Below are 21,974 nucleotides of genomic sequence, written 5' to 3' on the forward strand. Positions count from 1 at the left end.
CCGCGGGCGCCGATCTTCCCCGGCAATCGACGAGGATGGGGGCATGTCACCTGCCTTCACCACCCGAGTCCTGAACGTGGCTTCCGGCTCCCGGGAGACGGTCGTGGACCTGACCCGTGACTGCGAGGCCTTCCTCCAGGAGACCGCGGCCGACCGGGACGGTCTGCTGAACCTGTTCGTGCCGCACGCCACCGCCGGCATCGCGATCATCGAGACAGGCTCCGGCAGCGACGAGGACCTCCTCGCCGCCCTGCACACCCTGCTGCCCGCCGACGACCGCTGGCAGCACCGCCACGGCAGCCCCGGCCACGGCCGCGACCATGTCCTGCCCGCCATCGTGCCGCCGCACGCGACCATCCCGGTCCTCGGCGGCCGACTGGAACTGGGCACATGGCAGTCGGTGTGCCTGGTGGACACCAACATCTCTAATGTCAACCGTCAGGTTCGGCTGAGCTTCCTGGGCTGAGCAAGATCGTCCTGGGTGTGGCCGCCAAATCTCCGTACCTTGCGTGTTCGAAACGGAGAAGCCTTGCGCGGTACGGACCTGAACATGATCGAACGCCTCTACGACGGATGCGGCAGGTGCCTGCTCGGCGTGCGACGGCTGTCGCGGATGAAGCTCGCCGCGTCGTCGCCGGAGCGGCAACGCGAGGACGTGCTGACTGCCGCCGCGTCTGTCCGGGGCCACATCATCGGCTGGGCCGACGACTGGGAGGTGTCGGTGCCACCGACCTGATGACCCGGCCGAAGCTGGGCCCTTGGCTTCGCGACGGCGGACAAGCGGTGGCTGTCGGTGACGCCGGATCAGATCCGCTGACCTCGGGCGGCGTGCGGCGTGGCCTCTTTGCGTGACAGGCGTGGCCACGCCCGTGCCGGTCGGACCCGGATCGGCAGCACGAGGTCTCTCGGCTGGGGTCTCGCCGGATGTGGAGGCGATCGCACCTGGGTGGCGGGATGGTGAAACGACAGTGAAGGGGGTTTGGGGCATGGCGGACGGGTAACGCGCCGGACCGTGACTCACCCCGACAACGGCATGCCGCCGAATGCCCCATACGGCCCGAATGGGAACACCCCTCGTCATGGTGGCGCGTATCCTCCGCAGAATGGGGATACGGCTCCACTGCCTACCAGCGGCGCCTATGTCCCGCGCGATGAAATTCAACCTCCTCCCTACCGCCCCGAGCCCAGAAGCCCGCACGTCCAGGCTCCCAGTCCCGTGTATCACGCCCCCAGAGGCGCGGGCGCAGGGCGCAACGGCATAAGTGCGGATCGGCTGGCGCTGACCGTTCACACTCTTGCCGACATCGCCGCGATCTTCCTCGGGCTGTGGGTGGTTCTGTACCTGCTCGACGCGAATCAGGCGAACGTGTTCGTCGACTTCGTGCACCGCGTGGCTGACTGGCTCGCGGGCTGGGCGCAGGACATCTTCACGATGGACACGGAAGGTCTGCACGTCTTCTTCGATTACGCCCTTCCCGCTGTGGTCTACCTCGCGGTGGGCCATGGCGTTGCCGCGTGGCTGCGCCGCCTGTGAATGCGGTGCCGGCCGGGTTTCGGGGCACGCTGTCCGGCGTGTTGTGGAAGCCGGTCGGCGTGGCGTGGCCGTCACTCAGGTGAGATGAATCCCATGAGACGGTTCTGTGTGCTCCGGTGACCATTTGGGGGCAGGTGTGGACATCGGGCGTGAGCTCGCGGTGTCGCCTTGTCGGACGGAGGCCGAGCTCCAGGAGCAGTACGCGATCGGCCGCGCGACCGCGCAGCGCGTACTGACCGAACTGGCGCAGGCCGGACTGGTGGAGCGGCACCGCAGGCGAGGCACCTTCGTCGCCGACGGGGCACGCCAGGAGAACCTGCTGCGGTTCGTGAACCCGGCACTGCGCGGCCCGGAGATCCCGGGGCGGCACGCCGTGGAGTCCGCGACCGTCGTCCCGGCCCGGGACGCGGGGGTGGCCATGCCGGGCATCGACGACGAAGCTCCGGTGCACCGGCTGCGCCGCCTGAAGTACGACCTGGACGACAGCGTGATCGCGGTCGAACTGTCCGCCGTCCCGTTCGCGCTCGCCCCCCGACTGCAGGAGGAGGACCTCGACCACCTGACCACCCACGACTACTTCGGCCGGCTGGGCGTCCCGGCGGCGAAGTCCCGTATCTACATCGACCCGATCGCCCTCGACGCGCAGACCGCGTCCCGGCTCCGGGTGCCGGAGGGGCAGGCCGTGATCCGGCTGCGCCGCCTGACCTGGCTGGCCGACGGCAAACTCGCCGAGGCGCGCTGGGACATCAGCCGCCCGGACCTCGTCGAGTTCTTCCTGGAACAGACCGTCCAGCCGCCCGCGGACGCGTAACTCCCGCACCGCCCGATCGACTTCCGCACGGCCGCACCACCGCGGCCTGCCCCTTCCTGTGCACCGCCCCGGCCCCGCCCGGACGCTCCCGGACGCGGCTTTTGCTCTCCCCACCCAGGCTCGCGCCGCCCCGCTCCCCGCGCGGCGGCAACCGAGCACGCCCTCACCCACCCGAGCCGGGCCGCGTCCGCGCCGCCCGGCCGCCGGAGGCACCCATGCACACAGGTTCGACCGGACAGATCGTCGGCATCAGCGTCGCCAGTCTGCTGGTGATCGCCTGGGGCGCGGCGATGTCCCTCTACTTCGGACGCCGCGCCAGGACGTCCCGCGACTGGCTCTCCGCCAACGAGTCGCTACCGCTGTTCGTCGTCGTCATCACCCAGTTCGCCGCGGCGGCGGGCGGTGGCGTCCTCATCGCCCACGTAGGGATCGGCTACCGGTCCGGGTGGTCCGTGTTCGTCTACGAGGGCTGTGTCCTGGTCGGCTTCCTCCTGCTGACGCTCATCGCGAGGTGGCTGCGCGAACAGAGCTTCACCACGGTCCCCGACGTCGTCACCCGGCTCTTCGGGCAGCACCGGCTCGTCACCGCCGTCGCCGCCCTGGCCGCGCTCGTGGTCCCGTTCGGCTGGACCGTCACCCAGTTCGTCGCCTTCGCCAAGCTCTTCGGCCAGCTGACCGGGATATCGACGCCCGTGCTCGTCGCCGTGATCACCCTGGCCTCGCTGACCTTCGTCCTGCCCGGCGGCCTCACCTCGGTGGCGTGGGCCGACTTCGTCTTCGGACTCTTCAAGATCGGGATGGCGCTCGTCGTCGCGTTCTACGGAATCCATCTGGCCGGCGGCTGGGGGCGCATCACCGCGACCGTGCCGGAGCGGCTGTGGAGCCCCGCCGGAGTGTCGGCGGTCGGCTGGCAGCAGATCTGGCTCTGGGCCGCCGCGATCATCCCCGGCACCCTCACCAACCAGCTCTACTACCAGCGGGTGTTCGCCACCAAGAAGGTCTCCGACGCCCGCCGCGGCCTGGCGTTCTCCGGACTGACCATGCTGGTCAGCGGGGTGTACGCGGGCTGCATCGGCCTCGCCGTGCACGCGATGAATCCGCGGCTCGCCAACCAGGAGGACGCGGCGGGGTGGCTGCTCACCCAGCTCCCCACCTGGATGCTCGTCCTGTTCGCCGCCTTCCTCGTGGCGACGATCGTGGCCACCAGCGGCGCCGCCCTGCAGTCCACCGTCGCCAACCTGACTCGCGACGTCTACCAGACCGTCGCGGGAGGGCGGTCGGGCGAGCGCGGGACCGTCGCGCTCTCCCGGCTCATCACCGTCGTCGTCGCGGCCGTCGCGGCCCTCCTCGCGATCGCGTTCCCCACCGCCCTCGCCTGGCTCGTCGCCTCGTACGCCTACTCCGCCGCCGCGCTCGCCGCCCCGATCTTCCTCGGCTACCTGCTGCACCGCCGCCGCAGGCTGAGCCCCGCCGCCGCGATCGGCAGCATGGTCGCCGGTCTCGCCGGCTGCGGCGTCGCCCAGTACCTCGGCACCACCGTGCCGTACGCGGTCTACGGCATCGCTGCCTCCGCCGTCGTCCTCCTGCTGCTGACCGCGACCACCTCCGAGAAGCGCGTCCCCGCCACCCCGCGAGAGATTGTGAGCAACGCATGAAGACCGCCGTGATCGGACTCGGTGTCCTGGGCGCCGCGACCGCCCGTTCCCTGGCCCGCGCCGGAGCCGAAGTGACCGTCTACGAACGGGACCACGCTCTGGCCGGCACCTCCGCCACCTCGTTCGCCTGGACCAACTCCCATAACAAGAACCCCCGTTCGTACCACGAGCTCAACGTCGCCGGAATGGCCGAGCACGAGGCACTCGCCGAACAGCCCGGCACGGCCCCGGCCTGGTACGTCCGCAACGGAAACCTGGAGTGGGCCGGGGACGCGGCCGGAACCGAGCGGCTCGCCGCGTCGGTCGGTGAACTCCTCGACCGCGACTACCCCGTGCGCTGGATCACCCCGCGCGAGGCCCGCCGACTCGTCCCCGACCTGCGCCTCGCCCCCGACGCCGAACACATCGCGCACTACCCCGAGGAAGGCCATGTCTTCCCCGCCCTGCTCGTCTCCCGCCTGTGGGGAGAAGCCCGCGACCTGGGCGCCCGGCTGCGCCGCCCGGCGGAAGTCACCGGCCTGCGCGAGACGGCGGACGGCGTGCGCGTCGAACTGTCCGACGGCACCGCCGACGAGGCCGACGCGGTCGTGATCGCGGCCGGCCGCTGGACGGAGCACCTCACCGCGGCGGCCGGTCACCGCGTCCCCATGGCCGACCCCGACGCCGCGGGCACCGCCACCGTCGGCCTGCTCGGCTACACGAACCCGCTCCCGACCCGCCTCGACCGTGTCCTCACCACACCCCGGCTCAACGTCCGCCCCGACGGCGCGGGCCGCCTCATCGTGCAGGGCCTCGACCTCGACGCGGACGCCGACCCGGCGGCCCCGCCCGCCGTGGATGGCCCGCACGCTGCCGAACTGTGCTGCCGCCTCAGCGAGTTGCTCGCCGGAACCGAAGGCGTCCGCCTGGAATCCCTGCGGGTCGGACAGCGCGCCCTGCCCGCCGACGGCCTCACGGTCGCGGGCTTCCTCGGCGACAGCACCCGCGTCTACACCCTCGCCACCCACAGCGGCATCACCCTCGGCCCCCTCCTCGGCCGGCTCGCCACGCGGGAACTGCTCACCGGCGAACCCGACGACCTCCTGACGGACTTCCGCCCCGGACGCCTGATCGGCCGCACGCGCCTGCCGGCCCTGCAACCCGCCCGCTTCGCCGGCCAGCAGTGACCTCTCGGCCCCGGGCGCCGGCGGAGATCCGTATTCTGGCTTCGACACGACCCGGAGGTAAGGACACATGGTGCGGCGGCCCACGGTCACGAGCGTGCAGATCGCGCGGGAGGCGGGCGTCGCGCAGTCGACGGTCTCGCGGGTGCTGAACGGCGGGAGCGTGGCGCCCGAGACCAAGCGCCGCGTCCTCGAAGTCGTCGCCAAGTACGACTTCCAGCCCAGCCAGGCCGCGCGCAGCCTCGTCGGTGCGCGCTCGGGCCTGATCGGCGTCGTGATCCGCGACCTGACCAACCCCTTCTACCCGGTGATGGTCAAGGCCATGGAGCGCGTCCTGCACGAGCGCGGCCTGCGCCTCTCCCTGGTCACCGATGTGATGTCGGCCGAGGAGGGGCTCGCGCTGCTGCGCCGCGAAGGCGTCGACGGGGTCGTGTTCACGTCGGCGCTCGAAGGGGAGCCCCTCGCGCACCGGATGACCGGCCACGGCATCCCGGTGGTCCTGTGCCACCGCACGATCGAGGGCTTCCCGGCCGACCAGGTCGAGGCCGACAACGCGACCGCCGGCGAGCTCGCGGCCCGGCATCTGCTCGGCCTCGGGCACCGCCGGATCGCGATGGTCCGCGGCGTCGCCGGGGCGAGCACCGCGCAGCAGCGCGGGCTCGCCTTCCGCCGCGAGGTCGGGGCCGCGGACGGCGTCACGCTCACGGAGATCGACGGCGCCTACGACTACACCACCGCGTACGAGGCGGTGGGCACCCTGCTCGCGAGCCCCGAGCCGCCCACGGCACTGTTCTGCCACAACGACGTGATGGCGTACGCGGCGCTGAACGCGGCCGTGGCGGCCGGCGTCTCCGTGCCGGCCGAGCTGAGCGTGGTGGGCTGCGACGACGTGCCGCTGTCCGCGTGGGAGCGCATCGACCTGACGACGGTGCGCCAGCCGCTGGAGCGGATCGCCCAGGTCGGCGTGGAGCTGCTCCTGGACCGCCTCGACGATCCCGACCTGCCGCACCGGCACGAGGTCCTGCCCGTGGAGTTCGTCGAGCGCTCCACCACGGCGCCTCCCGCCTGACCGCTTCCACGTCACCTCTCGAACGCCGCCTCTCGCACATCACCTCTTGACCGTCGGGCTTCCGTCTTCCATGCTGTGGATACGTATCCAATGGATACGTATCCATCCATGAGTGAGGAGCTCGGCGTGTCCCGCACCATCAAGGCCGCTGTCAGCCAGTCCACTGCCCCGTCGGGCAACGACGCCGTCGCGCAGACCGTCCGCGAGCTGATCGCCGACGTCCGCGCCCGAGGCGACGAGGCGGTCCGCGAACTCTCCGCGCGCTTCGACCGCTGGGAGCCCGCGTCCTTCCGTCTGGACGAGGCGCAGCTCGCCGAGATCATGAACAGCCTCGACCCGCAGGTCATCGAGGACATCAAGACCGTCCAGGCCAACGTCCGCCGGTTCGCCGAGGCCCAGCGCGCCTCCATGGCCGAGATCGAGATCGAGTCCGAGCCCGGCGTCTTCCTCGGCCACCGCCACGTGCCGATCCGGTCCGTCGGCGCGTACATCCCCGGCGGCCGCTACCCGCTGACCGCCTCCGCGCACATGACCATCGTGACAGCGAAGGCCGCCGGTGTGCCGCGCGTGGTCGCCTGCACCCCGCCGATCCGCGGCGAGATCCCCGCCGCGACCGTCGCCGCGATGCACCTCGCGGGCGCGGACGAGGTCCACATCCTCGGCGGCGTGCAGGCCATCGCCGCGATGAGCGTCGGCACCGAGACCATGACGCCCGTGGACATGCTGGCCGGCCCCGGCAACGCCTATGTGGCCGAGGCCAAGCGGCAGTTGTTCGGCGAGGTCGGCATCGACCTGTTCGCCGGTCCGACCGAGATCCTCGTCGTCGCCGACGACGCGGCCGACCCGTTCGTCGCCGCTGTCGACCTACTCTCGCAGGCGGAGCACGGCCCGGACTCGCCCGCCGCCCTGATCACGACCAGCGAGCGTGTCGCCACCGCCGTGCAGCAGCACATCGAGGAGATCCTGCCCGGCCTGCAGACCGGCGACATCGCGGGCCCCGCCTGGCGCGACCACGGGCAGATCATCCTGGCCGACGACCTCGACGAGGCCTACCGCATCGCCGACACCTTCGCCTACGAGCACGTACAGATCCTCACCGAGAACCCCCGCGAGGCCCTGGACAGGATGCACGCCTACGGCGCCCTCTTCCTCGGCGAGGGCACCTGCGTCTCCTACGGCGACAAGGTCATCGGCACCAACCACGTCCTGCCGACCCGCGGCGCCGCCCGCTACACCGGTGGCCTGTGGGTGGGCATGTACCTGCGCACCGTCACGTACCAGGAGGTCCGCGACCCGAAGGCGTCCGCAGCCCTCGGCGAGCTGTGCGGCCGCGCCGCCCGCGTCGAACTGTTCGAGGGGCACGCCCGCTCTGGCGACGTCCGGGCCGCCAAGTACGCCGGCGCCCCGCCGGCCTGGACCGACCACTACGCGAGCGCCGCCCGCGTCTGACCCCCGCCCGAGGGGGCGCCGACCACCCCGCCCCCTCCCCGCACGTCCCCGTTCCGTCCCCGATCAACGGAGATCCCATGGCCACCGCCGCCCCCTTGACGCCGGAGCAGATCAGACGCCGATCCCTGCAGTCAGGCACCATCGGCGCGATCGTCGAGTGGTACGAGTACACGATCTACGGCATCGCCGCGGCGCTCGTGTTCGGGCATCTGTTCTTCCCGAACCTCGCTCCCGGCATCGGCCAGATCGTCTCGCTCGCCACCTTCGGTGTCGGTTTCCTGGCCCGGCCGATCGGCGCGTTCGTCGCCGGGCACCTCGGGGACCGTATCGGGCGCAAGTCCACGCTGATCCTCACCTTCTCGATCATGACCGTCGCGACCGCGGCGATCGGTCTCGTCCCGACGTACGAACAGATCGGGATCACGGCACCGCTGCTGCTCTGCGTGCTGCGCCTCGCGCAGGGCTTTGCCGTCGGCGGAGAGTGGGGCGGGGCGGCCATCATCGCGGTGGAGAACGCCCCGCGCGAACGGCGCGGCTACTTCGGTTCCTGGCCGCAGATCGGGGTCTCGGCGGGGCTGCTCCTGGGCACCGCCGCGGTCTCGCTTGCGTCGTGGATGTCTGGCGACGCGTTCGAGACGTGGGGCTGGCGCGTGCCGTTCCTGCTGAGCACGGTGCTGGCCGGCGTCGGCTTCGCGATCCGGCTGCGGGCCACGGAGAGCCCCGAGTTCCTCGCGGAGAAGGCGAAGATGGAGGCCGAGCTCGAACGCCGCAAGGCGCCCGCGGCGATCCTCTTCCGCGATCACCGCAAGTCGCTGCTGATCACGATTTTCGGCCGGTTCGCCGAGGCCGGGAACTACTACCTGTTCACGACGTTCATCCTGTCCTACGTCACCACCACCCTGGACGTGCCCAAGAGTTACGGCCTGACGGCGTCGATGATCGGTGCCGCGGTGAACATCGTGATGATCCCGGTCTTCGGCGCCGTCTCCGACCGCATCGGACGCGTCCGCACGTTCCTCGTCGGCGGTGTCCTCATCGTGGTCACCACGTGGCCCGTGTTCGCGCTCGTCCACACGGGACGGCTGTGGGCGATCGTCGCCGGTGTGGTGCTCTTCCTCGCCCTGGGCCACGCCATGGTGTATGCGCCGCTGCCCGCCCTGTACTGCGAGATGTTCCCGACCGCGGTGCGCTACTCCGGCATCTCCATCGGCTACCAGATGGCGTCCATCCTCCTGGCGAGCTTCACGCCGGCCCTGGCGGGAGCGATGGTCCTGTGGGCCGGCGGAAGCCTGTGGATGGTGATCGCCTTCGCCATCGTGACCACACTGATCGCGATGGCGGCCATCGCCTTCGCCCCCGACCAGCGGGACCGTGAACTCGACGAGATCGGCGATGCGGCGCGTACGCCGCGGCGAGTGAGCGAGGCCAAGGAGGCTGTGTAGCCGCCGGGATGAACCGGCACCCGGTCGGCGGGTTCGTCACGTTCGGCGCCTCGCCCGTTACGGCGCGGCGCTCCTTGGCGCGTTCGACGGCGGGGTCGATGCTCCTCACGGCGGACAGCAGCGTCCGCGTGTACGGGTGCGCCGGCCGCTCGATTATCTGATCGCGGGTGCCGAACTCAACCACCAGGCCGAAGTACATCACCATGATCCGGCCGGAGATGTGCGCGATCACCGACAGGTCGTGCGACACGCAGATCGTCGCGACATGCAGCCGGTCGCGCAGGTCCTGCAGCACGTTGAGGATGCCGGCCTGGATCGACACGTCGAGGGCGGACACCGGCTCGTCGAGGATCAGCACCTCGGGGTCGAGCGCGAGCGCGCGGGCGATGCTGACCCGCTGACGCTCGCCGCCGGACAGCTCCCGCGGGTACCGGTTGCGGTACCGCTCAGGCAGGCCCGCCATGCTGAGCAACTCGGCGACCCTGTTCTCGTCGAACGGGACGTGGTGGATCCGCAGCGGCTCGTTGATCAGCTGCTCGACCGTCATCTTCGGGTCCAGCGACGAGAACGGATCCTGCATCACGACCTGCACGGCCCGGCGGCGTCGCGCGACACGGTCCGCCGATCGGGCTGTATGGTCCCGGTCTCGGTCCCGCGGACTGCTGTGGAATCGGTCGTGCTGGAAGGTGACGGATTGCTCGGGCCTACTGCCGTCGCGCCGGAACGTCCGCCGCTTCCACGGCCTCGACCAGCGGGGTCAGCTCGGGGTTCTTCGCGGCTTCGTCGAGTGCCTCCCGGAGGGCGGCGTCGTTGGTCGGCCGGGCCTCCTCCAGGAGCTTCAGGCCGGCTTCGGTGACGTCGGTGTAGATGCCGCGGCGGTCGGTCGGGCACAGGTACCGGGAGAGCAGATTGCGGTCTTCGAGGCGGGTGACCAGGCGGGTTGTGGCGCTCTGGCTGAGTACGACCGCGTCGGCGACCTGCTTCATCTGCAGGTGGCCGCCTTCGCCGTCGTGCTGGCGGCTGAGCACGTCGAGCAGCGAGTACTCCCGCACACTCAGGTCGTGCTTGGACTGCAGGGCGCGCTCGATGTGCGCCTCGATCTTGCCGTGCAGGAGGGAGAGGGCACCCCATCCGCTGGCGAGAGCGGTGAGTGCGGGGTCTGTGGCGGTCATGGGTCCAGGTCTCCTTCTGGGGGTGTACAGGATAAGCCATGAGATGAAATATTCGCTAGAGTCAATATAGCGCTAATGCAATCATCTGTGTGAGGGTGAAGAGGTCGGCCGCGGGCCGGGGCCGACCGGGGATTGGTCGGAGCCGTCAAAGGGCTGCAGATCATCGGCAGCGCAAGGGGCCCCCGCCCCGGGAATCGGCAAGGGTGTCGTTGGGCCGGCGAAGAGGTCTCGGCGGCCTGGGCGAAGACTTCTCCGCAGATCTACGGCACCCGCGGGAGAAGGCCGTGAGCTGACATCTTCCTCTCAGCCGATGCCTGCAAGGATGTCGGCCTTCCCTGTGTAACCCGGCCGGGTGCCCGACGACCGCCCGTTCACGTCTGCGGGGGTCCCCGGCTGTGCGATGCACCGAGTGCGGGACAGGGCGAAAACGCCGTAGGAGAAGAGTGCGACGCCGAGGAGCGCGGGAGCCACCCACGGCCCATGGCGCGGCGATTCCCCGTAGAGCGTCACCCCGAGGAAGAAGCTGACCACTGCATCCCCGAGCGTGAGGGCCGGCTGAGAAGCGATCAACGGGCCCGCCTGCATGGCATATCCCAGCAGGAAGACGGAGAGTGTGCCGGCGAGCACGAAGCCGTAGGTCTGCCAGGCGAGGAAGAACCCAGCGGCCCCCTCCTCCGAGAGAATGGCCATGGCGGACTTGACCAGTGCCGCTGTGAGCGCGTTGCCGACCGCGGCGGCAGCGGCCAGGGACGCTGCCCGGGCCAGGCCATGAGGACGGCGCAGACCCGTCAGCACGAGGGTGACCCCGGCGCCGCCCAGGATCGCGAGCGTCGGTGCCCACCAGAGTCCGGGCACTTGGTCCCGCCCGCCGGACGGGGCGGCCGAGAAGAGGCTGACCGCCAGGCCCGCGAAAATGAGAACCACGGACAGCCACGTGGTCTTCTCGGCACTCTTCCAGGCCCTGGCGCTGACGACGGGATCTCTGGCCGCCGTCCAGCCGGTCTTCATCCTCGAGCTCCCGCTCGCTCTCATGATCGGCAGCGCTTTCTTCCAGGTCCGGGTGTCGCGGAGGGCCCTGGGAGGGGCCTGTGGAGGGGTGATCGGCCCGCGTCGGTGCGCGGCGCATGGCTATATAATTGCACACGCTGGTTATTTATTCCAGCTGTATAGCGGCGCGTGGAAGGAGTCGTGGAGTCGCGTGGAGTCGGTGAAGGCTTCGGGCGGGCTCGGGCCACGAGTGTGCTCGCGTGCGCCCGTTGGTACGGGCGAGCACACGGCGCGGGCGAGGCTGCCTGGCGCTCGGCCTCCGGGGTCGGTCGATCGGGGTGGTGGCCGCCTGGCGGTCCTCCGGCAGCGCAGCGATCCGCTCCGGCGCCACGTGCTGGGCGTGCCAGCCGTCGCGGTGGGTGACGGTGCGGCCCGGGCGCACCGCAGCCCGGGTATGCGGGGTGCGTACCCGGGCTGCGCGGTGGGGCCTTGCGATGGATGGCCCCGGTGTCAGGCCGTGAGGGTCTTGTGGAGTGCGTCGAGGTCGTCGCGGTAGATGCCGGTGAAGAGGTCGACGACTTCGTCGTCGGTGGCGTTGTCGGGGTTGAAGCGGCCGGACCACTGGACCTCGGCGATGTCGTCGCGGCCGGGAACGGTGTGGACCCGGATGGTGGAGACGTAGCCGTTGACCGGGAACGGGGCCTGGAGGATGGCGTAGCTGTAGTGGCGCTCGGCCTCGTTGAAGTCCACCAGGCGCTCGATGATGACCTCGCCGTTCGGGTTCTTCAGCCGGCGGACCCGGCCGCCTTCGAGCGGGGTGCTCTCGGGGATGTAGGGGAGCCAGTCGGGCAGGGCGTCGAAGCCGCCGATGATGCTCCAGACCTTGTCGGGGGAGGCGGGCACTATGCGGCTGACGGAGGTGGAAGCCATGATCTTTCTCCTGTGGTGGGGGTTTCGGGGTGTGTGGTCAGGCGCCGTTGGGCAGCGGGGCGGCCGGGCTGACCAGGCCGGCGGTGCGCAGCTCGTGCCAGAACGCGGCCGGGACGGTCTCGTTCAGGGCGGCGATGTCCTCGGCGATGCGGCTGGGCCGGGTCGCGCCGGGAACGGCGGCGGCGGCAACCGGGTGGGCGAGGGAGAACTGGAGGGCGGCGGCCTTGATGGAGACGCCGTGCTTCTGGGCCAGGGCCTTCAGACGGGAAACCTTCCCGACGATCTCCGGCGGGGCCTGCTGGTACTCGAAGTGGGTGCCGCCGGCGAGGACGCCGGAGCTGTAGGGGCCGCCGACGACCATGTCGACGTTGTGTTCCTGGGCCATGGGCAGCAGCCGCTGCAGGGCGTGCTCGTGGTCGAGGAGGGTGTAGCGGCCGGCGAGGAGGAATCCGTCCGGCTGCGGCTCGTCGAGGGCGAGGGTCAGCTCGATGGGCTCGGTGCGGTTGACGCCGAGGCCCCAGGCCTTGATGATCCCCTCGTCGCGCAGCCGGGACAGCACCCGGAAGGCGCCGGTACGGGCCTCCTCGAACTTCTGCAGCCACAGGTCGCCGTGGAAGTCCTGGGCGATGTCGTGGACCCAGACGATGTCGAGCCGGTCGGTGCCGAGCCGCTTGAGGCTGTCCTCGACGGAACGCTCGGTGGCCTCGGCGGTCCACACGTGGAGCATCTTGTTGGGATTGCCGTGCTCGAACAGGCCTCCCTTCTCGCCGAGGTCGCGGGTACCCTCCTCCAGCTCGTCGAGGATGACGCGGCCGACCTTGGTCGACAGGACGTAGGCGTCGCGGGGCTTGGTGGACAGGACCTCGCCCAGGCGGGACTCCGAGAGGCCGGCGCCGTAGAACGGGGCGGTGTCGTAGTAGCGGATGCCCTGGTCCCAGGCGGCCTCGACGGTGGCGCGGGCCTCCTCGTCGGGGATCGCGCGGAACATGTTGCCGAGCGGAGCGGTGCCGAAGCCGAGCTTGCCGGGAAGGATTTCCTTGAGGGACATGACGGTGCCTTTTCGATCAGTGGTGCCGGGGTGCGACGGCATCCCCGGCACGGGGGTGAGGTATGAGTGGAACGGATGCCTCTGGGTTGGCGGCTCTGCCGGCGGAGCCGTCGCAGTGGATGCACGGCGGTGGCGTCCTGCCGGAGCCAGCCGTGCGACGCAGATAAATGCAGAAGCGCCTTACAGGTAAAAGCAATAATTGCAGACGCTAGATAATGGAAGTGGCTGCAACACCGGGCCAGTCGATCCGGGCTCGGGCGCCAGGCCCATCAGGCACAGGCCTTCACCGTCATCACCCAGGCCCATCAGGCACAGGCCTTCCCTGCCATCACTCACCCGGCACGAGGGCTTGCAAGCCGAAGGCGTCCGCACGACGACCGCCCGCCCGCGCCGACGATGGCGCACCGCATCCCGCGGGGAACGCCGCGCGCGTCGCCAAGGCTCCCGGCCGGAGCGCATCCCGGAGCAGGAACCACACCGCCCCTCGCCCAGGAGGAAGGCGCCATGGCGGTCGAGCGCGTCGGCCTTGTCGTCCGCAACGGCCCTGCGCCGGGGCGCGCTGCCGATCGTGTTGCCGGACGCGCCGAGGAGGGCGAACCGCACGCAGCGGACCGGCACCGTGGATCACCTCGTGCACGCGTCGGGTGCGAGCCGTCCGGAGGAGCGGTTCGCGGCGGAGATCACCGACCCCCGAGCGGCCTGGCGTACGGTCGTGGCCACCGCGGCCCACCGCGGCGTCCCCGCGCCGGCGTTCTCCGCCGCGCTCGCCTACTGCGACACCCTGCGCAGCGAGCACCTGCCCGCCGCCCTGGTCCAGGGGCCGCGCGATTTCCAAGACGGGGCGCCGGTCCGCTGCCTTCCCTGCTGGTCCAGCTGGGCCGGAAGCGATCCAGGGCACCCTGCTACCGGCGCCGCGAGGTGGCCACGGCCTCGACCGCGGTGACCAGCGAGAGCGCGGGATGGCTGGCGGCTTCACCGAGCGCCTCGCGCAGAGCGGCCTCACCGGTCGGGCGGGCCTCGGCCGGCAGCTTCAGGCCGTCCTCGTTCATGCTGGTGCAGATGCCGCGACGGTCGATGAAGCACAGGCAGCGGGGTGAGCAGGCCGCGGTTCAAGGGCTCTTACGCGAGGTCCTGGCGAGGGAAGTGCGGCAGGATGTCCTCGGCGAGCTCGTGCAGCACGTCGTCGACGGGCCGCTCGTTGGGCCGCAGGTTGAAGGAGACATGGGCGACGCCGAGGCCGGCCATCTGCGCCAGGTAGTCGATCAAAGCCTTGCTTCCCGTACTGAGTCCCAGCCGGATAGGACGCGGCGGGGCGTCAGGCTCCTCCTGCAGGTGCAGCACCATGGGCGTGAGGTACGGCTTGCCACCGCCCGCGGTGAGCCGCTGCCACTCGCGCGTCTTCAGGCGCAGGGCGCCGAGGTCGCGCGGGTAGTTGAGGGAGGCGTCAGCGTGCTCGGCGATCCATTCGGGGGTCTGCTGCGCGCTGCCGGCGACGGCGATCGGAATGCCCGCCCTGTGGACGGGCTTGGGCAGGACGTCGAGCTGCCGGTCGGCGTCGAGGCCGGCCCGGGGAAGTTCCAGCGGGCCGCTGCGCCAGGCGGCGCGCAGGGTCTCCACGCCTTCGCGGAAAGCTGTGCCGCGCTGCTGGAAGTCCTCTCCGAACAGCGGATACTCCACGGGGCGGTCGCCGCTCGCGAGCCCGAGCATCATGCGGCCGCGCGAGAGCACGTCCACGGTGGCGGCGGCCTTGGCGACCAGCAAGGGCTCGCGCAGGGGAAGCACGATCGCGCCGGTGGCGAGGACGACGTCGTCGGTGACGGCGGCCAGGTGGCCGAGATGGGTGAAGGTCTCGAAGACCGATCCGGCGTCGCCGAACTGCACGGGGTCGTAGAGCGGCACGTCGCGCAGCCACAGGGCGGCGAAACCGAGCCGGTCGGCAAGCCGGGCGAGCCGGGTGTGCCCGGTCAGGTCGGGGACGCCGAAGGGGCGGCCGGCCTCGCGGTCGGCGTGCTGCCGCGCCGGGTCCCAGTCGTTGTCGAGGGGGAGTTCGAGTCCGAGGGTGAGCCGCCCAGGGGCGGGGGCCAGACGGGCGAGTGCGGGGTGCGGGGATGCCAAGGTGGGTCCTTCCGGGCGGGGGACGGTGCCCCGTTCCTGGAGGTCTGCCCGGAACGAAGCGGCGGGGTGTACGGGCCGAGCCGTACCGCGCGGGAGCCGTGGCGGTGACCGTGTACCGGCTCGGACGTGCGGCTCAGTTGAACTGGTCCGGGTGGGGGCCGGTGCGCAGGTCACGGTCGGTGGCGGCGATTGCGGCCATGTCCTCGTTGGTGAGCTGGAAGTCGAACACGTCGAGGTTCTGGCGGATGCGGGCCGGGGTGACCGACTTGGGGATGACGATGTTGCCGAGCTGAAGGTGCCAGCGCAGCACCACTTGGGCGGGGGACTTGCCGGTGCGGCCGGCGACGGCGGTGATGGCGGGGTCGTCCAGGACGGCGCCCTGGGCGAGCGGGCTCCATGCCTCGGTGGCGATGCCGTGCTGGGCGTGGAAGGCGCGCAGCCCGGCCTGCTGCAGGCCGGGGTGCAGCTCGATCTGGTTGACCGCCGGGACGAGCGCGCTGTTCTCCAGCAGGCGGGTGAGGTGGGCGGGCTGGAAGTTGGAGACGCCGGCGGCGCGGATCCGCCCCTCGGTGGCGAGGCGCTCGAGGGCGCGCCAGGAGTCCAGGTAGAGGTCGCGGTCGGGGGTGGGCCAGTGGATCAGGTAGAGGTCGAGGTGGTCCAGGCCCAGCTTGGCGAGGCTGGCGTCGAAGGCGCGCAGGGTGGCGTCGTAGCCCTGGTCGGCGTTCCACAGCTTGGTGGTGACGAACAGCTCCTCGCGGGGCAGCCCGGAAGCGGCCAGCGCCCGGCCGACGCCGCTCTCGTTGCCGTAGACCGCGGCGGTGTCGATGCTGCGGTAGCCGGCCTGCAGCGCGGCGGTGACGGCGGCGGTGGTCTGGTCGTCGGGGACCTGGAAGACGCCGAAGCCGAGCTGGGGGATCTCGACCCCGTTGTTCAGCTTCACGGTGGGGATGGTGGTCATGGTGTCCAGCTCTCTTTCAGTCGGTGCGGTCGGTGAGGGTGTAGCGGACGGTCTGGGCGCTGATCAGGCCGTCGCGGAAGACGAAGGTGTCGACGCCGTCGGCGACCTGGTGGGTGCCGGTGGTCGCGGCCCACTGGAGGAACAGCACCTCGCCCGCGAACCGCGGGGTCAGCCGCCAGTCGGCGTCCGGGAGGTCGGTCAGCAGCCGGCCGATGACCTGCCGGACCCCGTCCCGCCCGTGGAACACCCCGGCGGGGGTGATCAGGACGGCGTCCTCGGTGTAGTTCCCGGCGATCAGTTTGAGGTCCCCGGTGCCGAGCCGCTTCCCGTGGTCGGCGAAGACCTCCTGCGGGGTGCGGTTCATCGGGCGAGTTCCTTCAGCGCGGCGGTGGCGAAGGAGTGGTCCTGCTCGGGTGCGCCGCCGCCGATGCCGATCGCGCCGATCAGGCGGCCGTCGCGGTGGACGGGGATGCCGCCGGCGATGAACAGCAGCGGCCGGTCCAGCGCGGTGGGCAGGGTGTGGAAGGGCCCGTCGGGCTTGACCAGGTCGATCAGGTCGGCGGTCGGGGCGTTGAGCTGCAGAGCGGTGTAGGCCTTGCGGGTGCTGGTCTCGCCGGAGATCAGGACCGCGCGGTCGTCGCGGCGGAAGGCGAGCAGGTGCCCGCCGGCGTCCAGGACGGTGACGCTGACCGGGACGCGGGCGGACTCGGCGGCGGTCCGGGCGGCCGCGATCAAAGTCTCGGCGTCGGTGGTGGTCAGCGGGGTGACGGCAGTGGCGTTCACGGTGCTTCTCCCGGAGGGAATGTGGAAGGAGGGAGGTCAGTGGTGGGCGGGGGCGGCTGCGGGGACGCTCGCCGCGGTCTTTCGTGTCGGGGTGCGGCGCTCGAGGGCGGCGGACCAGAAGGCGAGGACCAGCGCGGCGGCGGCGAGGGCGGCGCCGACCCAGTTCGGGGCGGTGTAGCCGAGGCCGGCGGCGATGACGAGGCCGCCGAGCCAGGCGGACAGCGCGTTGCCGAGGTTGAAGGCGCCGATGTTGACGGCGGAGGCCAGGGTGGGTGCGCCGTGGGCCTGGTCGAGGACGCGCTTTTGGAGCGGCGGCACGGTGGCGAAGCCGAGCGCCCCGACGAGGAGGATCGTGATCGCGGCGAGGACCTTGCTGTGCGCGGTCAGGGTGAACAGCGCCAGCACGACGGCCAGGCCGCCGAGGGTGGCGTACAGCATGGGCATGAGGGCGCGGTCCGCGTAGCGGCCGCCGAGCAGGTTGCCGAGGAACATACCGACGCCGAACAGGACCAGCAGCCAGGTGACCGCGCCGTCGGAGTAGCCGGCGACGTGGGTCATCATCGGCGCGATGTAGGTGATCGCGGCGAAGACACCGCCGAAGCCGAGCACGGTCATCGCCATCGCGAGCAGCACCTGCGGGTTGCGGAACGCGGTCAGCTCCCGGCGCAGGTGGGCGCCCTCGGCCCGGGGCATGGCGGGAACGAGCCTGGCGATGCCGAGCAGGCCGACCACGCCGAGCGCGGCGACGATGACGAAGGTGACCCGCCAGCCCGCGGCCTGCCCGATGAAGGTGCCCAGCGGCACGCCGACGATGTTGGCGATGGTCAGCCCGGTGAACATGGTGGCGATGGCGCCGGCCTTCTTCTGAGGGGCGACCAGGTCGGCGGCGACCACGGAGCCAATACCGAAGAACGAACCGTGGGCCAGTGAGGCGACCACGCGGCCGGCCAGCATCAGCCCGAAGTTGGGGGCGAGGGCGGAGAGCACGTTGCCGAGCACGAACAGGGCCATGAGCAGCATGAGCATCTGCTTGCGGCTGACCTTGGTGCCGAGCACCGTCAGCAGCGGCGCGCCGACGACGACGCCGAGCGCGTACCCGGTGACCAGCAGGCCCGCGGTGGGGATGGAGACGCCGTAGTCGGCGGCGATCTCGGGCAGCAGACCCATGATCACGAACTCGGTGGTGCCGATTCCGAAGGCTCCGACAGCCAGGGCGAGGAGTGCGAGAGGCATGGGCTCAGACCTTCTGTGATTGCTTGAACGAGCTCCTTGCATGCCTCCACAATAGTTGCATACACGCTATAAATTCAAGCGCGGGTAGTGCGTGGATGTAGATGCGGGGTGTCTCGCGTGGCCGATGGCCGTGGCTGCCCGCCTGCGGCGGATGTGGCGGACCGGTGAGTGCGACAGGTGGCTCATGTGTCGCCATGCGTGCGCGCGGGGGATGGGGGTGCAGGTCCGGGTGACGGTGTGCGATGTCGGCTCTGCCCGAGCGTGGCTGTGGGCGAGCCCGGTGGCGTCGGACGATCGTGTTCGGTCGGGCACAGGTACCGGGAGAGCAGATCGCGGTCTTCGAGACGGGTGACCAGGCGGGTTGTGGCGCAGCTGGCCGGCGGTGCACTGACGGGTGGTCTGTACGGCTACTCGATCCTGGTGCTCATCACGGTGGTCATCGCCATCCAGGTGCTGGCTGTGGTGCTGCTGGCCGTCACCCGGGTCGATCGGCGCTGAGACGCCGGGGCAGTCCGTCGGTTGGTCAGTGGCTCTCTCGCCGGGCGAGTGCGCGTCTTGCTGAGGGTTGCCTTAACGGAGGTTGGCGGACACCAATCGGGACAACCCCAACCGTCAGGTCCGTCTGTCGTTCCTCGGATGGCTCCGGCGGCCTGCACGGCCGCCGTCCCCGGCCTGGTGCGCCGCCGCCGTCGGCACCGGCGCCTCCGGGGCCGCGGGGGCACCGGCAGGCGCTCGATGTCAGTGGTCCCTGTCAGGATGGCGGGCGTATTCCACAGAACTGGAGCAGCGCATGGTCGAGCAGGTCACCCGCCGCATGGCCGAACAGATCGTCACGGACGCGCCGGAGGGATGGACACGGGCCGTGCTCTCCGGTCACGCGGGCCGTGGCGGGACCGGGATCACGGGCGGCTACACCGTCCCCGGGCCGCGTGCCGCCATGGGGCTGCCCGAGATGCACTCCCGGCTGGCGGAACTCGCGGACGTGATACGCGACGACCGCGGCTGGGACCCCGTGAGATGGGAGATGGACTGCCGGCCCTCCGGCGAGTACCGGCTCGTCGCGTTCAGGGACGCCGTCAGTCGCGTGACCGGACCGGGAGGCGAATACGAGATCGTCCTGGACCCCGACCACCGCCTGCCGCAGCCGGGCAGGCGCCAGCAGGCGGGCACCGCCGCCCCCGCCGGCGACCCGGAGCTGGCCGCGACGAGGTTCTGCGGCTACCTCGAGCGGCGTGCCGCCGTCCTCGGACATGCCGAGGAACTGCCCCCGCCCGTCACCGAGGCCGCGCTCGACGACGCCGAACGCCGCATCGGGCGCCCGCTGCCCGCAGACCTGCGCGCGCTGTATCTGATCGCCGACGGAGACGGCATCGGGTACCGGCACCGCTACCTGATCGAGAACTACGCCTGGCTGCCTCTGGACAGTCTGGTCGCCGAGTACACCGGCTCCCGCGAGTGGCAGGACCGTCCCTGGTTCGGCTGGGACCTGGAATGGGACGCCGTGGTGTTCGACACCATCCCCGCCGAGACCGTCCGCCGCTGCGGAGGCCACCCCGGCTGGATCCGCTTCGCCACCGGCGAGGACGGCAACTACCTTGCCGTCGACATGGATCCCGCCCGTGACGGGCGGCCCGGCCAGGTCATCGCCACAGGCCGTGACTACGACGACGGCCCCGTGTATGTCGCCGACTCCCTCACCTCCCTGCTCGGGGAGCACCTGGAACTGCTGGAGCAGGGCTCCTACGAGAGGGACGACGACCACATCTCCCTGTGCAGGCCCTACTGCGACAACGGCACCCGGCAGATCATCGGCGGCGTCCCCGAAGAGGTTCCGCCGACCCTCCAGGCCATCCACATCAACGACGCCACCGGCACCGTCGACCTCGGCCCGCTCACCGCCGCCCCCGGCCTGCGCCGTCTGCACCTGAACCGTTCCACCACCGCAGACCTGACGCCCCTGTGCGACCTGCCGGTCGAGTCCCTCCGCGTCGCCCTCACCGGCGGTGACCTCACCGCGCTGGCAGGCCACCCCCACCTCGCGTCGCTCGACCTGAACACCACCGCCCCGGCCGATCTCACACCGCTGCGCAGCGCCCCCAACCTGCACGGCCTGGACCTCTCCGGAGCCGAGACACCCGACCTGACCGTCCTCGCCGACCTCGCGAACCTGCGCTACCTCGCCCTCGGCCGGCAGCAGTGGGCCACGCTGCTCGACCACGGCAAGGTCCCGCCCGCGCTGGCCGCCGTCAGTCTTGTGGGGGACGACGTCACCTTCGACGACGCCCTCGCCCTGGCCTCCCGTGTCGGCCTGGACACCGGCGACGCACTCCGCGTCGCCGGCAGCCTCTGAGTACGACGGGCGGGGCGAGGAAGACGAGGAAGGGGTGTCTCAAGCCGGCTTGCGCCAGACGGAGATGTGCTTCGCCGAGTCCTGGGTGAACGGCGCCCCGTCCCAGTCGGCGACGCGCCGTTCCAGCTCGAGCCCGGCGATCCGTGCCATCAGGTCGAGCTCCGCCGGCCACGCGTACCGGTGCCGGGAGTCGCTGCGGCGGTAGCGGCCGTCCTCGCCGTCACGGCTGAGGTGGTGCGAGACGAGGATCTGCTCGACCAGGTCGAAGGTGTCGAACCCGAGGTGCCGTTCGGAGACGTCGAACGGCACCGCGACCTGCCCGGGCGGCAGGAACCGCAGCGGCGGCACGCCCAACTCGATCACGAACCGGCCGCCGGGCGACAGGTGGCGCGCGGCGTTGCGGAAGCACTCGACCTGCTCGTCCTGGGTGAGCAGGTTCGTGATCGTGTTGTAGACGAGGTAGACCAGGGTGAACTCGCCGGGGACGGTGGTCGTGGCCATGTCCCCGAGGGCGACCGGGAGCCTGTCCCCGTCGATCTTGCGCCGCAGGACCGCCGCCATGTGTTCGGACAGTTCGATGCCCACCACGGGCACGCCGCGTTCACGGAGCGGGACGCCGACGCGTCCGGTCCCGATGGCGAACTCCAACGCCGGGCCGTCACCGGCGAGTTCGGAGAGGAAATCGAGAGTCGGTCGGAGGACGGCGGCAGAGGACCTCTCGGTCTCCTCGGCGTCGTAGCGTTCGGCGGTTTCGCGGTTCCACAGTTCGCTGCTCGTCACGGGCGGCCACTTTGCCGGGCGAGGTGGGGAGCTGTCCACGCATTTCCCCGCCCCCGCGCCCCGGTCGGCAGGTCAGCGGCCCGGCGCCTGCTCCGTGTCCTGCCCGGCGCGTTCGGCGGCGCGCCTCTTCAGGCGTGCCGTCTCCTTTCGCACCTCGGCCTGCGTGGCGCGCTCCTTCTCCAGCCACTCGGGCTGCTTCTGCTTCAGCGCCTCGATCTGCTCGGTGGTCAGGGCCTCGGTGACCCCGCCGCGCGCGAGACCGGAGATGGAGACACCCAGCATGGCCGCGGCCACAGGGCGGGGGTGGGGGCCGTTGCGTCGCAGCTCCCGCAGCCACTCGGGCGGATCGGCCTGGAGCTCGTTGAGCTCGGCACGCGAGACGACGCCCTCCTGGAACTCTGCGGGCGTGGCGGGGAGGTACACACCCAGCTTCTTCGCCGCGGTGGCGGGCTTCATCGTCTGGGTGGTCTGGTGCGACTTCATGGTGTCCAGACT

General features: G+C 71.0%; 24 protein-coding genes and 2 pseudogenes. 12 read left to right on the forward strand and 14 right to left on the reverse strand.

The genetic code is table 11. From position 1 onward, the window contains the following. The first annotated feature begins 43 nt into the window (after nucleotides 1–43). The 9 genes from ACFY4A_RS34670 (at nucleotide 44) to ACFY4A_RS34710 (ending at nucleotide 9,123) form a co-directional block, all read left to right on the forward strand. Complete coding sequence (locus ACFY4A_RS34670) at nucleotides 44–466, forward strand: secondary thiamine-phosphate synthase enzyme YjbQ (RefSeq protein ID WP_390833285.1); 423 nt, start codon at nucleotides 44–46, stop codon at nucleotides 464–466. Between the two features lie 84 nt (nucleotides 467–550). Continuing rightward, on the forward strand, nucleotides 551–736 hold the full coding sequence (locus ACFY4A_RS34675; protein ID WP_390833286.1) for an integrase: 186 nt from the start codon (nucleotides 551–553) through the stop codon (nucleotides 734–736). Between the two features lie 480 nt (nucleotides 737–1,216). Next, a complete protein-coding gene (locus ACFY4A_RS34680; RefSeq protein WP_390833287.1) occupies nucleotides 1,217–1,534 on the forward strand; it encodes a hypothetical protein in 318 nt (105 codons plus the stop codon). A 136-nt stretch (nucleotides 1,535–1,670) separates the two neighbouring features. Continuing rightward, nucleotides 1,671–2,345 (forward strand): GntR family transcriptional regulator, encoded by a 675-nt coding sequence (locus ACFY4A_RS34685; RefSeq protein ID WP_390833288.1) that lies wholly within the window; start codon nucleotides 1,671–1,673, stop codon nucleotides 2,343–2,345. Between the two features lie 215 nt (nucleotides 2,346–2,560). Beyond that, nucleotides 2,561–4,000 carry a sodium:solute symporter gene (locus tag ACFY4A_RS34690; protein WP_390833289.1) on the forward strand — a complete coding sequence of 480 codons (1,440 nt, stop codon included), beginning with the start codon at nucleotides 2,561–2,563 and terminating at the stop codon, nucleotides 3,998–4,000. Next, nucleotides 3,997–5,166, forward strand: coding sequence for an NAD(P)/FAD-dependent oxidoreductase (locus ACFY4A_RS34695; protein ID WP_390833290.1), 1,170 nt, complete (start codon nucleotides 3,997–3,999; stop codon nucleotides 5,164–5,166). Before ACFY4A_RS34690 ends, ACFY4A_RS34695 begins: the two co-directional genes overlap by 4 nt. Nucleotides 5,167–5,233: 67 nt before the next feature. Further along, the gene (locus ACFY4A_RS34700) at nucleotides 5,234–6,232 is read left to right on the forward strand and encodes a LacI family DNA-binding transcriptional regulator (RefSeq protein WP_390833291.1); all 999 of its coding nucleotides are present in this window, start codon (nucleotides 5,234–5,236) and stop codon (nucleotides 6,230–6,232) included. A 108-nt stretch (nucleotides 6,233–6,340) separates the two neighbouring features. Continuing rightward, entirely contained in the window at nucleotides 6,341–7,681 is a 1,341-nt protein-coding gene (gene hisD / locus ACFY4A_RS34705; protein ID WP_390833292.1) for a histidinol dehydrogenase, read from the forward strand. A gap of 77 nt (nucleotides 7,682–7,758) precedes the next feature. Beyond that, on the forward strand, nucleotides 7,759–9,123 hold the full coding sequence (locus ACFY4A_RS34710; RefSeq protein ID WP_390833293.1) for an MFS transporter: 1,365 nt from the start codon (nucleotides 7,759–7,761) through the stop codon (nucleotides 9,121–9,123). A 16-nt stretch (nucleotides 9,124–9,139) separates the two neighbouring features. Here the strand turns inward: ACFY4A_RS34710 and ACFY4A_RS34715 are convergent. The 5 genes and pseudogenes from ACFY4A_RS34715 to ACFY4A_RS34735 form a co-directional block, all read right to left on the reverse strand. After that, nucleotides 9,140–9,784: pseudogene (locus ACFY4A_RS34715) on the reverse strand (oligopeptide/dipeptide ABC transporter ATP-binding protein); the annotation flags it as partial. A gap of 43 nt (nucleotides 9,785–9,827) precedes the next feature. After that, nucleotides 9,828–10,295 carry a MarR family winged helix-turn-helix transcriptional regulator gene (locus tag ACFY4A_RS34720; RefSeq protein WP_390833294.1) on the reverse strand — a complete coding sequence of 156 codons (468 nt, stop codon included), beginning with the start codon at nucleotides 10,293–10,295 and terminating at the stop codon, nucleotides 9,828–9,830. Between the two features lie 303 nt (nucleotides 10,296–10,598). Next, the gene (locus ACFY4A_RS34725; RefSeq protein WP_390833295.1) at nucleotides 10,599–11,303 is read right to left on the reverse strand and encodes a hypothetical protein; all 705 of its coding nucleotides are present in this window, start codon (nucleotides 11,301–11,303) and stop codon (nucleotides 10,599–10,601) included. A gap of 489 nt (nucleotides 11,304–11,792) precedes the next feature. Further along, entirely contained in the window at nucleotides 11,793–12,212 is a 420-nt protein-coding gene (locus ACFY4A_RS34730) for an SRPBCC family protein (protein WP_390833296.1), read from the reverse strand. Between the two features lie 37 nt (nucleotides 12,213–12,249). Beyond that, nucleotides 12,250–13,260, reverse strand: coding sequence for an aldo/keto reductase (locus tag ACFY4A_RS34735; protein ID WP_390833297.1), 1,011 nt, complete (start codon nucleotides 13,258–13,260; stop codon nucleotides 12,250–12,252). 631 nt (nucleotides 13,261–13,891) lie between these two features. Here ACFY4A_RS34735 and ACFY4A_RS34740 point away from each other — a divergent pair. Continuing rightward, entirely contained in the window at nucleotides 13,892–14,203 is a 312-nt protein-coding gene (locus ACFY4A_RS34740; protein WP_390833315.1) for a hypothetical protein, read from the forward strand. Here ACFY4A_RS34740 and ACFY4A_RS34745 read toward each other — a convergent pair. The 7 genes and pseudogenes from ACFY4A_RS34745 to ACFY4A_RS34775 all read right to left on the reverse strand — a co-directional run. Next, nucleotides 14,163–14,309, reverse strand: a complete 147-nt coding sequence (locus ACFY4A_RS34745; RefSeq protein WP_390833298.1) for a hypothetical protein — start codon at nucleotides 14,307–14,309, stop codon at nucleotides 14,163–14,165. The two genes, ACFY4A_RS34740 and ACFY4A_RS34745, sit on opposite strands and share 41 nt — an antisense overlap. A gap of 70 nt (nucleotides 14,310–14,379) precedes the next feature. Further along, a complete protein-coding gene (locus tag ACFY4A_RS34750; RefSeq protein ID WP_390833299.1) occupies nucleotides 14,380–15,375 on the reverse strand; it encodes a TIGR03571 family LLM class oxidoreductase in 996 nt (331 codons plus the stop codon). Between the two features lie 133 nt (nucleotides 15,376–15,508). Further along, nucleotides 15,509–16,333: an aldo/keto reductase gene (locus ACFY4A_RS34755; protein ID WP_390833300.1), complete on the reverse strand. Its 825-nt coding sequence runs from the start codon at nucleotides 16,331–16,333 to the stop codon at nucleotides 15,509–15,511. 16 nt (nucleotides 16,334–16,349) lie between these two features. Beyond that, nucleotides 16,350–16,697, reverse strand: coding sequence for a nuclear transport factor 2 family protein (locus tag ACFY4A_RS34760; RefSeq protein ID WP_390833301.1), 348 nt, complete (start codon nucleotides 16,695–16,697; stop codon nucleotides 16,350–16,352). Beyond that, nucleotides 16,694–17,116 carry a heme-binding protein gene (locus ACFY4A_RS34765; protein WP_390833302.1) on the reverse strand — a complete coding sequence of 141 codons (423 nt, stop codon included), beginning with the start codon at nucleotides 17,114–17,116 and terminating at the stop codon, nucleotides 16,694–16,696. The genes ACFY4A_RS34760 and ACFY4A_RS34765 overlap by 4 nt, the downstream gene beginning before the upstream one ends. A gap of 36 nt (nucleotides 17,117–17,152) precedes the next feature. Beyond that, entirely contained in the window at nucleotides 17,153–18,349 is a 1,197-nt protein-coding gene (locus ACFY4A_RS34770) for an MFS transporter (protein WP_390833303.1), read from the reverse strand. Between the two features lie 182 nt (nucleotides 18,350–18,531). Continuing rightward, nucleotides 18,532–18,717, reverse strand: a pseudogene (locus ACFY4A_RS34775) (hypothetical protein); the annotation flags it as partial. On the opposite strand from ACFY4A_RS34775, the gene ACFY4A_RS34780 reads away from it, so the two are divergent. Both ACFY4A_RS34780 and ACFY4A_RS34785 read left to right on the forward strand, forming a co-directional pair. Further along, nucleotides 18,713–18,847, forward strand: coding sequence for a hypothetical protein (locus tag ACFY4A_RS34780; protein WP_390833304.1), 135 nt, complete (start codon nucleotides 18,713–18,715; stop codon nucleotides 18,845–18,847). The pseudogene ACFY4A_RS34775 and the gene ACFY4A_RS34780 overlap by 5 nt on opposite strands. A 292-nt stretch (nucleotides 18,848–19,139) precedes the next feature. After that, a complete protein-coding gene (locus ACFY4A_RS34785) occupies nucleotides 19,140–20,699 on the forward strand; it encodes an SMI1/KNR4 family protein (protein WP_390833305.1) in 1,560 nt (519 codons plus the stop codon). 39 nt (nucleotides 20,700–20,738) lie between these two features. Here the strand turns inward: ACFY4A_RS34785 and ACFY4A_RS34790 are convergent, their stop codons facing one another. Together ACFY4A_RS34790 and ACFY4A_RS34795 are read right to left on the reverse strand one after the other, a co-directional pair. Further along, complete coding sequence (locus ACFY4A_RS34790) at nucleotides 20,739–21,479, reverse strand: class I SAM-dependent DNA methyltransferase (RefSeq protein ID WP_390833306.1); 741 nt, start codon at nucleotides 21,477–21,479, stop codon at nucleotides 20,739–20,741. Between the two features lie 72 nt (nucleotides 21,480–21,551). Further along, nucleotides 21,552–21,962: a DUF5997 family protein gene (locus ACFY4A_RS34795; RefSeq protein WP_390833307.1), complete on the reverse strand. Its 411-nt coding sequence runs from the start codon at nucleotides 21,960–21,962 to the stop codon at nucleotides 21,552–21,554. Nucleotides 21,963–21,974 lie beyond the last annotated feature (12 nt).

This window comes from Streptomyces sp. NPDC001292 (assembly GCF_042896465.1).
Lineage (GTDB): Bacteria > Actinomycetota > Actinomycetes > Streptomycetales > Streptomycetaceae > Streptomyces.

What these genes read in the sequence shown, in the direction of transcription:
- ACFY4A_RS34670 (WP_390833285.1), top strand. Translation starts at nt 44, where the DNA reads ATGTCACCTGCCTTCACCACCCGAGTCCTGAACGTGGCTTCCGGCTCC.
- ACFY4A_RS34675 (WP_390833286.1), top strand. Translation starts at nt 551, where the DNA reads ATGATCGAACGCCTCTACGACGGATGCGGCAGGTGCCTGCTCGGCGTG.
- ACFY4A_RS34690 (WP_390833289.1), top strand. Translation starts at nt 2,561, where the DNA reads ATGCACACAGGTTCGACCGGACAGATCGTCGGCATCAGCGTCGCCAGT.
- ACFY4A_RS34695 (WP_390833290.1), top strand. Translation starts at nt 3,997, where the DNA reads ATGAAGACCGCCGTGATCGGACTCGGTGTCCTGGGCGCCGCGACCGCC.
- ACFY4A_RS34700 (WP_390833291.1), top strand. Translation starts at nt 5,234, where the DNA reads ATGGTGCGGCGGCCCACGGTCACGAGCGTGCAGATCGCGCGGGAGGCG.
- hisD (WP_390833292.1), top strand. Translation starts at nt 6,341, where the DNA reads ATGAGTGAGGAGCTCGGCGTGTCCCGCACCATCAAGGCCGCTGTCAGC.
- ACFY4A_RS34710 (WP_390833293.1), top strand. Translation starts at nt 7,759, where the DNA reads ATGGCCACCGCCGCCCCCTTGACGCCGGAGCAGATCAGACGCCGATCC.
- ACFY4A_RS34720 (WP_390833294.1), bottom strand. Translation starts at nt 10,295, where the DNA reads ATGACCGCCACAGACCCCGCACTCACCGCTCTCGCCAGCGGATGGGGT.
- ACFY4A_RS34725 (WP_390833295.1), bottom strand. Translation starts at nt 11,303, where the DNA reads ATGAAGACCGGCTGGACGGCGGCCAGAGATCCCGTCGTCAGCGCCAGG.
- ACFY4A_RS34730 (WP_390833296.1), bottom strand. Translation starts at nt 12,212, where the DNA reads ATGGCTTCCACCTCCGTCAGCCGCATAGTGCCCGCCTCCCCCGACAAG.
- ACFY4A_RS34735 (WP_390833297.1), bottom strand. Translation starts at nt 13,260, where the DNA reads ATGTCCCTCAAGGAAATCCTTCCCGGCAAGCTCGGCTTCGGCACCGCT.
- ACFY4A_RS34745 (WP_390833298.1), bottom strand. Translation starts at nt 14,309, where the DNA reads ATGAACGAGGACGGCCTGAAGCTGCCGGCCGAGGCCCGCCCGACCGGT.
- ACFY4A_RS34755 (WP_390833300.1), bottom strand. Translation starts at nt 16,333, where the DNA reads ATGACCACCATCCCCACCGTGAAGCTGAACAACGGGGTCGAGATCCCC.
- ACFY4A_RS34760 (WP_390833301.1), bottom strand. Translation starts at nt 16,697, where the DNA reads ATGAACCGCACCCCGCAGGAGGTCTTCGCCGACCACGGGAAGCGGCTC.
- ACFY4A_RS34770 (WP_390833303.1), bottom strand. Translation starts at nt 18,349, where the DNA reads ATGCCTCTCGCACTCCTCGCCCTGGCTGTCGGAGCCTTCGGAATCGGC.
- ACFY4A_RS34785 (WP_390833305.1), top strand. Translation starts at nt 19,140, where the DNA reads ATGGTCGAGCAGGTCACCCGCCGCATGGCCGAACAGATCGTCACGGAC.
- ACFY4A_RS34795 (WP_390833307.1), bottom strand. Translation starts at nt 21,962, where the DNA reads ATGAAGTCGCACCAGACCACCCAGACGATGAAGCCCGCCACCGCGGCG.